The sequence below is a fragment of the Nitrospira sp. genome (assembly GCA_024760525.1).
In the GTDB taxonomy this organism is placed as follows: Bacteria; Nitrospirota; Nitrospiria; order Nitrospirales; family Nitrospiraceae; genus Nitrospira_D.
Window position 1 is genome coordinate 2151626 of sequence record CP060499.1, and the last position, 13216, is coordinate 2164841.

10 protein-coding genes are annotated in these 13216 nt (G+C 55.0%); all 10 read right to left on the minus strand.

Going from position 1 to position 13216, the window contains the following annotated elements:
• Positions 1-2 precede the first annotated feature (2 nt).
• Positions 3-2141 carry a polysaccharide biosynthesis tyrosine autokinase gene (locus tag H8K04_10110; GenBank protein UVT14224.1) on the minus strand — a complete coding sequence of 713 codons (2139 nt, stop codon included), beginning with the start codon at positions 2139-2141 and terminating at the stop codon, positions 3-5.
• A 27-nt stretch (positions 2142-2168) separates the two neighbouring features.
• Positions 2169-2957, minus strand: a complete 789-nt coding sequence (locus tag H8K04_10115) for an SLBB domain-containing protein (GenBank protein UVT14225.1) — start codon at positions 2955-2957, stop codon at positions 2169-2171.
• A gap of 10 nt (positions 2958-2967) precedes the next feature.
• A complete protein-coding gene (locus tag H8K04_10120) occupies positions 2968-3921 on the minus strand; it encodes an HD domain-containing protein (protein ID UVT14226.1) in 954 nt (317 codons plus the stop codon).
• A 39-nt stretch (positions 3922-3960) separates the two neighbouring features.
• Entirely contained in the window at positions 3961-4137 is a 177-nt protein-coding gene (locus tag H8K04_10125; protein UVT14227.1) for a hypothetical protein, read from the minus strand.
• 230 nt (positions 4138-4367) lie between these two features.
• Positions 4368-6884 (minus strand): DNA internalization-related competence protein ComEC/Rec2, encoded by a 2517-nt coding sequence (locus H8K04_10130; GenBank protein UVT14228.1) that lies wholly within the window; start codon positions 6882-6884, stop codon positions 4368-4370.
• A gap of 29 nt (positions 6885-6913) precedes the next feature.
• Positions 6914-8263: a phosphoglucosamine mutase gene (locus H8K04_10135; GenBank protein UVT17940.1), complete on the minus strand. Its 1350-nt coding sequence runs from the start codon at positions 8261-8263 to the stop codon at positions 6914-6916.
• A complete protein-coding gene (folP, locus tag H8K04_10140; GenBank protein ID UVT17941.1) occupies positions 8256-9065 on the minus strand; it encodes a dihydropteroate synthase in 810 nt (269 codons plus the stop codon). Before folP ends, H8K04_10135 begins: the two co-directional genes overlap by 8 nt.
• A gap of 235 nt (positions 9066-9300) precedes the next feature.
• Positions 9301-11112: an ATP-dependent metallopeptidase FtsH/Yme1/Tma family protein gene (locus H8K04_10145; GenBank protein ID UVT14229.1), complete on the minus strand. Its 1812-nt coding sequence runs from the start codon at positions 11110-11112 to the stop codon at positions 9301-9303.
• A 99-nt stretch (positions 11113-11211) separates the two neighbouring features.
• The gene (hpt, locus tag H8K04_10150) at positions 11212-11757 is read right to left on the minus strand and encodes a hypoxanthine phosphoribosyltransferase (GenBank protein ID UVT14230.1); all 546 of its coding nucleotides are present in this window, start codon (positions 11755-11757) and stop codon (positions 11212-11214) included.
• An 18-nt stretch (positions 11758-11775) separates the two neighbouring features.
• Positions 11776-13212 (minus strand): tRNA lysidine(34) synthetase TilS, encoded by a 1437-nt coding sequence (tilS, locus tag H8K04_10155; GenBank protein UVT14231.1) that lies wholly within the window; start codon positions 13210-13212, stop codon positions 11776-11778.
• Between the last annotated feature and the right edge of the window lie 4 nt (positions 13213-13216).

The window sequence follows — 13216 nt, forward strand, 5'->3', positions numbered from 1 at the left end:
CGTCAACGATACTCGTAGCGATAGAGCCCGTACTCCGGCGTGACTTCCGATTTCACGTTAGTGAGGACCACTCCAAGCACATTCGCCTGCGCATGGTCGAGCAGGAATTTGGCGCGTTTAAGAGCATTCCGCCCGATCCGACCGACCTGGTACACGAGAATGGCCCCGTCGACGCGCGAGCTAAAGGCGACTGCATCCGTGACCGGGAGAATCGGCGGAGTATCGATCAACACGATGTCGTAGTCTTCCTGCATTTCTGATGTCAGCGTTTTGATCTTGTTGATGTTCAAGAACTCGTTCGGATTTCTCGATTCCGACCCGCTGGTGAGCACGTGAAGATTGTCCAACCCTGGGGTATTCATCAACCGATCGACACCGACCGTCCCAAGCATAAGATCCGTCGCCGAGCGCACATAGGATCGCCACGAGGTCGTCCCGAGCAAGGCATCGACCAGTCCGGGCTCGCGCTCTAAGCCCAACCGCTGATGCACGATCGGCTTGCGGAGGTCCGCATCGACCAACAGCACCTTCATCCCCTCTTGCGCCATGGTGATCGCCAGATTGATGACACAGGTACTTTTGCCTTCGCCCAAAGCGGCACTGGTAAAAATGATCGATTTGACTCTCCGATCCATACTGGCGAATTGAATATTCGTTCGAAGTGACCGAAGACTCTCCGACAGGACAGATTTGGGATCGAGCAGGCACACCAGCTTCGACAAACTGTCCGCTACGGAAGGAGGCGTATCCGGAGGCAACGCCTCCACGGCCATGTCTTTGAGGACGTTCTGATCGAACTGTGGAATGATTCCCAAGACGGGCACTTTGAGAAACTCTTCGACTCCTTCGATCGTTCCTATCGAGGTGTCGAAGGATTCCCGGCCGAACGCAAGGACAATGCCCAGGAAGCATCCCATCAACGCTCCGATCATCAGATTCAATGTGACGTTCGATGCATTGATGGGACTCATGGGAGTCATGGCCGGAGCGATCATTGCCACTTCCTCGATCCGTTCTGCTCCTTTGATCAATAATTCCTGATGCTTCGCCTTCAGAGTGGCGAGGAGATCGGTGTTCACCTTGACCTCGCGCTCCAATCGACTCATCTGAATCGCGGCGCGAGGGTATCCGAGGTAGCGCTTCCGATAATGATCCCGCTGTTCTTGCAGCGCGTCTTCCCGATTCATCAGTGTGGCCACTTTGGACTTCAACTCTCGGATCATTTCAGATTTGACATTGTCGATCTTCAACTGCTGCTCCGTCACTTGCGGGTGATCGGGTGTGTAGTTGATGAGCAGGGTGTCTCTTTCCTGAATCAAATCCAACAGCCGCTGATTCAGGATCGTGAGGAGGGCATTTTGTTCCTCGGTAAAGATCCGGCCCGTCTGATTCCCGATGACCGCATCCGATCTCTTGAGCACGGCAATCTGGCGTTCGCCCTCAGCGCGCTTTCGCAACACTTCGTTGTACTGCTCTTCAAGTTTGGTAAAGGTATCCAGCGCGGCTCTCGCCTCGTCCGAGAGGAACACCCGGCCTTCGTTTTCTTTGAATCCCCGCAAGGCCTCTTCCGAGTCGTTGAGGCTTTTTTCAAGATACTCCAGCTGTTCTTCGACGAACCGCCGCGATTCGTTGACGAGACGATTCCGCGCGGCGATATTTTCAACCCGATAAGCGGACGCCGTAGAATTCGCCATCCGTTCCGCTTGTTCAGGTTGACCGGATACGGCTGAAATACGAATGATGTTGGTATCTCCCTCTCGCTGCGCCGTAATCTCTTGACCCAGGTTGTAGACAATGTTGAGGTAAGCGGCTGACCTCTTCTCCTCTTCGGACGCCTCACGAGAGACGCGCCCAAGATCCACGGCCACTCGCTCCATGACCGGGAAGCTCCGAACAAACTCGATCTGTGTCCCAAGATCGTTCACATTGGAGTATGAGAGGGATTCCAGGAGTTGCTGCGCCATCGTCGTACTACGCTCGAACTTCACTCGCGCGGAGGCTTCGTAAATCGGGTTGGGTTTAAGGAACTCGGAAAACAGGAATGTAAAGACGACCACCATGACGGTGGAAAGTAGGATCAGATACTTTCTCTTTTTGAGGATGAGCCAATAATCGATGACGTTCAGTTCGTACTGTGCCATGAGCAATCCTGGGTTCAAACCATCGGTCTAGGGCCTGGACGTAAATGCCGGAATCAGATACGCCGGATAAATCGGCATGATTGCGACCTGAATAATCGGCATAATCTTCTTTGCCGCCTCGGTCGCATCCCCGAGGTGTTCCCGCGGGACAAAGACGACGTCGTTCTCTTCAAGCGCGATATTTCGTGAGAGGTCTCCATATGTAAACAAGCGCGCCACATCGGCGGTCAGAATGCGCGGTTTTGCGAAGTCCCCTCCCCGCACCACTCGAATCTCTTCCAAAAGCGCGGTCTCCTGAAAGTTGTCGGCGGCAGCCAAGGCCTGCAATACCGTCATGTTGCGCGCCATAGGGATGACCCCGGGCTTTCTGACATCTCCGAACACGAACACCCGCTTGACCTTGAGCAGCTTTTTCTTGAGCGCGATCTGAACGCGCGGGTCCCGCATGAACGGCTTGGCCGCTTCTTGAACACGCTGCTCGGCCTCAGCCACGGTGAGGCCGCCGACGGCCACTTCCATGAACCCTACGGATACGGACCCGTTTTCCCGTATCAAACTGCTGAACTTTTCTTCTCCCGCGCCTCTCCGGATGACGACCTCCAACGTATCTCCTGTTTCGATCGGCGTCTCGGCGGTTGGAACCGTTTCATCGGCATACACATCGCCTTTCGGCAACGACGGAAGCGAATGCGGCACAGCACTCACCGCCGATGGGGACAACGTCGATTGCCCGGGGTTTCGACAGCCTGTCAGAAGCAGCACGACCCCCATTGCTACGACACCGATCGCGACCGGTTCTCTTCTGAGCCACCGCATACAGTCTCTCCTACGATGCCGCCATGGGTTGCAGGACCTCCGCGACGTGCGACGACAGCCCTTGGGACAAATCCAATTCGGTTACTTCATCGAACTTGGAGACCGCGACCACCGGACGCAGCGGATACCGTGAATTGATCCTCCTCACAGTTCCGATCTCTCCTGTACTGAGGCGTATCCTTGTTCCAACCGGATAGAGAGTGATCTGATCCCCCACGGCCTTTAAAACACGGAGCGAAAATGTCGTCTTGGCGTGAAGCAGCAGGTCCCGGATTGCCTGGTGAGGGGTGAGGCTTTTTCGATAGGGCCTCGCGGTCGCCATAGCATCCAGTGCATCGACAATGCCGATGATCTGCGCCGGCTCCGTGATCTGGTTGCCCTTTAATCGGCATGGATATCCACTGCCGTCCCACCGTTCGTGCTCCTGCGCGCTTATCACCGAAACCCATTCGAACACGCTGCCGTGCCCGGCGAGAATCCGCCGACCCCGCTCAGGGTGAGTACGAAGAAGATCTCGCTCGTCATCCGAGAAAGATCCACTCCTCTCGACGAGTGATGCAGGCAGGGTCCACATACCGATGTCGTGCAGCAGCCCCGCCAACGCCAATCGTTCCAAGTCGTCCTCAGAGTACTGCAACCCCATTCCCACCTTGGCGCCCAACACGGCGACGTGCAGTGCATTCTCTATGAGATAATCCTCGGCCTGACCGTCCAAGACCCATCCGATGAGCTCGTCGCTGCGCCGGAGTAGTTGCACCAAACGACCGGCCAGATCAGTGCATCCTTTGAGCTGCGGCGCTTTGTTCGAACGAACCGCCTCTCTGACCCGGTGTAGCTCCTGCCTCGTCGAAACACACCAGCAGCGATCGGCATCGAGGGATAACGCCGCGGCCTGAGGCCGAGGCGGCTCGCCCCTTTTTGGATCAGAGGCCTCCTCCCGGATCAGATCAGATAGCCGTGCCACCCTTGTGCTTCCTCCTGTGGGTTGCGACTCTCAACAACCTCATTTGTGCACAACCTTTCTCGTAGTGGAGTCCGGCCGCGGATCGAGCTTGTTAAGCTCCCGTTCCAATGTGGCACGAATAAACCCACTCGTCGTGTATCCCTGCTGCTTCAGGGCGTCGAGCTTCTCCTTGAGCTCGACCGGAAGTTGAATAACGATGCGAACGAGCCTAGGCATGATTGTGACTCCCTTTAGACAGAGCGCTGGTCTGGCAAGAGACTTCTGCACGTGCTATGCCTTGCTAGCATTTCGTTAAAAGTGAGAAAATACTGATACTTCTGCTGTGGTCTCTCAGCATTTCTGCAAAAAAGCGCCAAAAACTGTCACTCCTTACCGATCTTGTACAGTCAGGTGACAGCGCCGGCGGATTCCGTGAGAAAGAGGTCGACCCGATACGTGTCGGCCGATCAGGCCAATTGGAGGAAGAGCCGGCGCCAATTCTGGTATTCACAGCGCCAAAGGCAGTTGGGAAGATCGACCGGTTGCACGAGAAGATCTCTCATGCGGGTCACGGTAAATTCGGGACTCGTCAAACGTCCTGTCACCCAGATCGCTCCATCACGATCCGTACGATAGACAGTCACATGCTCATCTTCATAGGCTTGGAGCACTGATTCAACCGGATGTCCATAAGGGTTGGTTGCGCCAACCGAGACGACTGCATACTGCGGGTGGAGTTGCCGGAGCCAGTCCCGATCCAGTGAGCTGCGCGCTCCGTGATGCGGCACTTTCAGTATGGTGACCGGCCTTCGCCCCTCTTCTGTCAATCGACTCAACGCGCCAATCTCAATGTCGGCGGCAAAGAGAATGGAATGAACTCCGCACTGTAATCGCGAGACAATGGATCGATTGTTCAAGGATGACCCGCTGTGGGGTCGGAATAGTTCAGGCATACCGGTTGATTCCGGCGGATTGAGAATGCTCAACTGACAGGGGCCGGACGGTAACAAGTCTTTCCCGCGCACGGCAGTTTGTTCGTCGATGTGCCGATGGCGCAGGGCTGCGTTGAGGTCTTCGACGAATCGCTCAGACCGCTCCGTTCCCACTCCCCAATACTGACCGACTGACATGTGTTGGAGCACCCAAATCAACCCGCCGACATGATCCAGTTGCAGATGTGTGCCGACAACATGATCGATATGATGGATTCCCCTATTCCACAGAAATGGTGCCACCACCCCACGCCCCATATCAAACCGCTCATGTCGAGATCCACCGTCGATAAGCACCGTCCGACCATCCGGCAATTCGACCACGGCACTATCCCCTTGTCCAACATCGAGGAACGTGACGCGCCAGTGATCACCATCCCTCGGCAATCCTGGAACGACAAGCCACCAACTGATCAACACGATCGCCATACCGGCGCTCGCAACCCGGACGCGCAGCGGCAGAGCATGAATGCATGCCACGATCAGCCCTGAATAAAATAGCGCCATCATCGGTATCGACGGCGCAGCCACATGCCATTCCCCTCCTGGAAGGCCTGCACACCACCGAAGCGCAATAATCATCCACTCGAACAAGTGCTCCAAAGCTGAGCCGAAGATCAAGGAATCAGCGCCGGACATGATCGTCCACAGAGCGGCGAGTAAGCCCAGTGGAACTAAGACGATACCCGTAAACGGAATAGCCACGAGATTGCTAACGATTCCCATCCATGGAACCTGATTGAAATAAAAGGCGACGATGGGGAAAGTGGCCAACGTCACAACCCCGCTCATCGACAAAGCCTTGAGCCCATGGTTCACGAGGCGGGATCTCAGTCCTCTGTCAGCATGTTCCTGTTGTTGGTTCCATGATTGTGCAAACGAGATCATGTTGATCATCACGAGTACGGACAGAAACGAGAGCTGAAAGGAAATATCGAAGATCGCCCGAGGATCGTGTAAGACGATCACCAAGAGAGCCGTCGCCATCATGTGACCGAGATGGCGTTCGTGCCCAAGCCAGACGGCAACCATGGCCAGCGTAATCATGACAAGCGAGCGCATGGTCGCTAATTCAGCTCCGGCCAGCAAAGCATACAGCGCGACAGCCGGCCACGTGAGAAGAATTGCGACCTTTGAAGGCGTGAGTCGTCGAGAAAGGGCCAACAAGAGGTTAGTGGGAAGCCGCAAGACGACTTGTCTTATTACCCAAAACACGACCATGGCGACAAGCCCGAGGTGTGAGCCGGAGATCGAGAGTAGATGAACGGTTCCGGTGACCATGAACCACTCTTGGAGATCTTGCTCGAGGTATCCACGCTCCCCAATGATCATGCCGAGAAATACTCCCAGAGCAGGCTGGCTCAACGTGCGGATCGCGGCATCCCGTATACCGGCTCTCCACCGATCGATGTGATTCCACCAACTCCATAGTCCACTATGGGGCTTCTCCAACAGCGTCACCGCCTGAGGACCGGCGATAGTGGCGACAAGTTCGATCCCTTGTTGGTCTAAATAGGCGGCATAATTGAATCCTCCCGGATTCAACGACCCGTTCGGACGGTGAACGCGTCCGTGAAATCGGATACGGTCGCCATGGTGAAGCGTGACACCCGGATCACGCCACACAAGGCGTATGTGCCTTGATTTCGAGGCCGAGTCTTCAGTTTGCACGAGAAGTGTCTGACGCCTTAGACTATGCTGAACAGGCGCCACAACCCGAACCGTGAACGTGGCTTGAGCAGTGTCATGCAGCGCCGGTAAAGAAGCTCGATCCTGTGGCGGTGGAGCTGTGACGGTCCAATAGACGACCCCGGAAAGAACACTCACATACAAGAGCAGGGCGGACTGTGTGTCTAGATAGCCGGCTCGTTCGAGAGCACTGAATCCAACGGCCACACCGACCAGTAAACCAATGAGAGAGAGCGGGAAAAAAGGGAGTTCCGATCCACACAGAAGACCGAAGAGAAACGCTGCCGTAAGGGAGGGAAGCATGAGCGTCCCTTATGCGCGAGAAGGAACACTCAGCCGATATGTTCCCGCACGACTCTGGCCAGATCTTCAGCCACTTCTTTCACAACCGTAGACTGCTCGCCTTCCACCATGATTCGCAACAACGGTTCAGTCCCGGAGTATCGAATCACGACTCGACCGCTTCCGTTGAGGCGACGCTCATTTTCTTGTATCGCCCGATCGATATCGGGAATCGACTCCAAGACCGGCTTTCGCTTGACGTGAATATTGACCAATACCTGAGGCACAGCGGTCATCGCTTTTGCCAACTCGGACAACGGCTTTTGGGTTCGTTTGATTAATGACAACATTTGCAGAGCCGAGATGAGGCCGTCTCCGGTCGTGTTATGGTCCAGAAAGATGAAATGTCCCGATTGTTCGCCGCCGAAATTAAAGCCCTCCGCCAACATACGTTCGAGCAGGTATCGATCACCGACCGGTGTTCGAATCAGTTTAATGCCTGCTTTGGCCATCGACAACTCAAGTCCAAAATTGCTCATGACGGTTCCGACCAGGGTTTGCTTGGCAAGTAGGCCATGTTGATGGAGATCGAGACCCAGCGCGGCCATGACATGGTCTCCGTCGATGATCATCCCTTGTTCGCAGACGAAGACGGCCCGATCGGCATCGCCATCCAAGGCGATCCCGATGTCCGCTTTATGGCGGCGCACGGCCTCCTGAAGGACTTCGGGATGAACGGCACCGCACCCTGAATTGATGTTCATACCGTCAGGTTTGTTGGCGATGACCTCAACCGTCGCTCCCAATTCCTTAAGAACGGTCGGCGCGACTTTGTATGCTGCACCATTGGCACAGTCGACAACGAGCTTGACTCCTTGAAAATCCAGATCCTTGGGCAGCGAACGCTTTGCAAATTCGATATAGCGCCCCTCCGCATCGTCGATACGGTAGGCTTTGCCGATAAGATCCGCCGTCGGTCTGAGATGCCGAATTTCATCCGACACGATCAGTTCCTCGATACGCGCCTCCACCTCGTCCGGCAGCTTGAAGCCGTCGCTTGAAAAGAATTTGATTCCGTTGTCTTGGTAAGGATTGTGCGACGCCGAGATGACGACCCCCGCATCTGCGCGAAGACTCCGAGTCAAGAAGGCAATGGCCGGCGTCGGCATCGGTCCGACCAACAGCACATCGACCCCCATTGAACAGATTCCCGCCAGTAAGGCAGACTCCAGCATATAGCCTGAAATCCGGGTATCTTTACCGATCACGATCTGATGGCGCCCTGCCCGTCGCATGAAGATATGCGCGGCTGCTCGTCCTAACTGCATCGCCATCTCGCTGGTCATGGGGTCGAGATTCGCGACGCCTCGGACACCGTCCGTGCCGAATAACTTACGCATCATACTCCTGTCCGCAAGACGACCAACGAGGGCTCAACGCCGCGGCCATCTTGACTACATCGATCATCATGGCGACATCATGAACACGCACGATGTGCGCGCCTCGGTCAACAGCCAATGCAACGGCCGCTGCCGTTCCCCATTCACGTTGGTCAACGGGCCTGTCGACGATGTCCCCAATGAAACCTTTCCGTGACAGACCGACGAGCAAGGGACAGTCCAGCATGGCCAAAGATGTCAGTCCTCTCAGAAGCTCAAGGTTATGCAGCAACAGCTTACCAAAACCGAATCCAGGATCAAGAATGATGTTCGTTCGAGGTATCCCGGCGAGAAGAGCGGTTTCTACACGTTCCTCAAAAAACTGCGACACTTCGGCGCCGACATCAGAGTAATGCGGCGCGCGTTGCATCGTTTGGGGAGTTCCTTGCATGTGCATCAGGACGACGGCCGCGCCTGATTTGATAATTACGGAAGCCATCGCTGGATCGTGCCGCAGAGCACTCACATCATTGATAATCGATGCTCCAATATCCAGCGCAAGCCGAGCCACTCGTGACTTCGTGGTATCGATCGAAATAGGGACGTTCACACGGTGCGCTAATCCTTCAACCACCGGGATAATTCGAGCCAGTTCATCATCTTCACTGACTGGACTGGAACCAGGCCTCGTCGATTCTCCTCCTATATCGATGATGTCCGCTCCTTGTTTGACGAGTTCCAACGCATGTGCGATCGCGCGTTCGGGTACCACATATCGTCCCCCGTCATAGAAGGAATCAGCCGTGACATTGACGACACCCATGATGAGCGGGCGTGTCTGCCAGTAAATCCTGCGTCCTTTGGCTGAAAACCAATTTCGTATGGGAATCTCCTGTGAGATGACGTGTCTCAACTCTTGCACCAAGGCATGTGATATCTCATACGCAGTTCACCACTCTAGAGTTGCACGCCACTGAGCTGCCAGTAGCATCCAGGGGAATTTTGAATTATGAGATGCACCAGCTCCCATTCCATGGGAGCTGGTGCACGATATCTTTCTAGGCAGGAACTGTTTGAGAGGAGGATTGCAATAAAATCTGATCGATTTCCGGTGCGTCGAGCACCTCTTTTTCAAGCAGCGCTTCCGCCAACGCCTTGAGACTCGTCATCTGTTCGGTCAGGACGCGTTTGGCGCGTTCATAGTTTTCCGTCACAAAGCGTTTGATCTCGAGATCTATTTCAAGCGCAACTTGGTCGCTGACATCCCGTTTGGTGGTGAAGTCTCGACCGAGAAATACGGAATCCTCCTTTTGTCCGAACGTCAGCGGACCCAACTTCTCACTCATCCCCCATTCACAGACCATTTTTCTGGCAAGGTCCGTAGCACGTTCCAGATCGTTGCCGGCCCCGGTCGTGACATGTTTAAACACAAGCTCTTCCGCGACACGTCCGCCCATAAGAATGGCCAAGGTGTTGTAAAGGAATTCCTTGGAGTAATTATGCCGATCATCGGTCGGTAACTGCATCGTCACACCGAGAGCCCGACCTCTGGGAATAATCGTCACCTTGTGCACCGGATCGGTTCCAGGAAGGAGCTTGGCCATCAAGGCGTGTCCGGCTTCGTGATAGGCCGTGACCCGCTTTTCCTCCTCGGTGAGAATCATGCTCTTGCGTTCGGCACCCATCATGACCTTGTCTTTGGCCATTTCAAAGTCGATGCTTTCAACTTCTTTCTTGTTTTGGCGAGCCGCCCACAGCGCGGCTTCGTTCACGAGGTTTTCCAGATCAGCTCCCGAAAATCCAGGTGTCCCTCTGGCGATCTTTTCCAGCTCTACATTGGCGGCTACAGGAACCTTTTTTGTGTGAACTTTCAAGATCTCAGAGCGCCCTCGGAGATCCGGGCGATTGACGACCACCTGGCGATCAAACCGACCGGGCCTTAGTAAGGCCGGATCGAGCACGTCAGGGCGGTTTGTCGCTGCAACTAAAATGACCCCTTCGGTTGTGTCGAACCCGTCCATTTCTACCAGCAACTGATTGAGCGTTTGTTCTCGCTCGTCATGGCCACCGCCGAGGCCTGCGCCTCGCAGTCGGCCGACTGCATCGATCTCATCGATGAAAATGATGCAGGGGGCATGTTTCTTCCCTTGCTCAAACAAATCACGAACCCGCGAGGCTCCCACGCCGACAAACATCTCGACGAAATCAGACCCGCTGATGCTGAAGAACGGTACCCCGGCTTCTCCGGCAATGGCTTTTGCCAGCAAAGTCTTGCCGGTTCCAGGAGGGCCGACGACAAGTACGCCTTTAGGGATGCGCCCGCCGAGCTTTTGAAATTTCCGAGGGTCTTTCAAGAACTCAATAATCTCAAGGACTTCCTCTTTCGCCTCATCGACGCCGGCCACATCAGAAAATGTGACCTTTTTTCTTTCCTCCGTCAGCATACGGGCACGGCTTTTTCCAAAGGACAGAGCCTTATTCCCACCAATTTGCATCTGGCGCATCAGGAAGAACCAGAGACCGAGGAAGAGGATAAACGGCCCCCATGTGACGAGGAACGTGATATACCAAGGACTTTCGTCCGGTGGCTTGACCTCGATCTGAACGTCCTTTTCGCGAAGAACTTTGACCAGATCAGGGTAATCGGCCGAATAGGTACGGATGCGAGTCTTATCCTTCAAGACCCCGCTGATGTGATTGCCTTTTATGATGACTTTCTCAAAGTCACCCTTGTCGAGCTTCGCCATAAAGTCGCTGAATATCACTTCTTCTTCAGGCGCATGAGTCGGCACACTGAACAAATTAAATAGGAGAATCATGAACAAGCCGACGACCACCCAGAAGAGCAAGTTCTTGACCCGGGAATTCATCCAGTTCTCCTTCGCGACAACGTTGAACGGAACGGACTCATAAATCGAGGTGATGTTAACACAGCCTGGCGCACATTGACAACAGCTCCTTACAAAACTCTACTCATCTTGCTGCGCACTCAACTGATCCAGAACCGCCAGGTAAGGAAGATTACGATACTTCTGTTGATAGTCAAGTCCATACCCGACAACATACTGGTTCGGTATTTTGAAACCGATATACTGTACCTGTACATTGATGACCCGGCGCTCCGGCTTACTCAGCAACGTGCAGACCTTGATGCTTCTCGGCTTCTGTTTCGCCAACGCCTTCGTCAGATAGTGAACCGTCAATCCCGAGTCGACGATGTCCTCGACAAGCAGGACATCCTTGCCCTTGATCTTTTCGGTCAGTTCGGTCACGAGTTTCACCGTCCCGGAGGTCCTGGCCCGTGTTCCATAACTCGTCACGACGATAAAATCTACCCGCACTGGAATTCGGATGGCTCGTGCCAGATCGGCAAAAAACGCAAACGCCCCCTTTAACACTCCGACAAGCACAAGATCCTTGCCGGCATAGTCGGCGCTGATCTGTCTTCCCAACTCGCGGATACGGCTCCGCATTTGTTCCTGGGTAACGATCGGTCGTCCAAACATGCGTTCCATCTCATCCAATTCCTTCCCTTAAGAGAGCTCATCCACGGTCAAGACCAAACAGCGTTCTGTTGCAGCCGTCGGCATCCAGCGTTGATCCTGCCGATAGCCGACGATCCACACGATCCCCTCGGGAGCCGCCACCACTGGAATACGGGAGCGCGCGGCGACCGGTACTTTGAGATCCGTGAAAAAGTCTTGCAGTTTTTTCGAATGACCTTTCATACCATATGGGTGAAATCGATCGCCCGGCGACCAGGACCGTACCAGCAGCGGCTGGGAAACTCGATCGGCATCCACGACAATCCGATGTTTTCCCAGAGACGCCGGAACCTGGTCGCGCGCCACACGTTGTACCTGAAGTTGTTGGCCGGTGCTAGGCCACACGAAAGTACCTGGGACGGTCAGTTGCTCCGGAGGTCTGACGTGCCCTTGTCGGTCAGGCGAGAGCACCTGTGCTTGCCGTGAAATAAATCGCACCTCGTCGCGGCCGACAATGACGCGTCCTTTTGCCACATCAAGGCTTGAAACGCGTCCCCGCTTCGAAACCAGACGAATGACTCGATCAATGGTCCGCAGACCAGAGGAGCGATGTTGGGCATGATTCCGGCGGAGCAGGCCGCGGATGATACGCCGTTGCAGAGCAGATGGGAGGTCCAGGAGAACACCACGATCGATCACCCAGCCCCCGGCAGACTCCCATTTCACAGTGGAAGAGGACAAGGCCGTAGCCTGCTGGTCCAGATAGCGATCATCCTCCCTGCAGATATCGGCTAGCCTGCAGAGCGCATCCGTGCTGGAAGGCACCAGCCGATTCAGAATCGGAACGAGTTCCTGCCTGATTCGGTTCCGCAAGTAAAGCGGCTTGGCATTGCTCGAGTCCTCGCGAAAGGATATTCCTGCCTGGCGAAGATACGTCGAGATCTCCCGCCTGCTGGCCTCATACAGCGGCCGAATAACCTTGTCGTCTCGGAACGCCGGCATGCCGGAAAGACCGGTGAGTCCCGACCCACGAAGCAGCCATAACAAGACCGTCTCCGCCTGATCATCGGCTGAATGGCCTACGGCGATCCGGTCCGCTCCGCATTCCTCAGCAATCTCGTTGAAAGCCCGATAGCGAAGATCGCGGGCCATCGCTTGCAGAGATGAATGCTGCAGACCACCGTGAAGCTGGAACCGTCGAACATGGAAGGGGATATTCCGTTCTTTGCACCGAGCCCTTACGAACTCTTGATCATTGTCCGACTCCGTTCCGCGCAATCCATAATTGCAGTGAACGGCCGTCAGTTTCAGCGACCAGCTCGGACGAAGGCAATCCAGGAGCGACAGCAAGGCTATGGAATCAGCACCGCCGGAAACGGCGACCAATAGGTGCTGTCCACGTTGGAAGAGATTCCTCGATCGAATCGTATGGAGAACGCCGTGCAGTAGAGGAGGCCACGCCGTTTTGCCGAGAGATTTTTTCATGGCA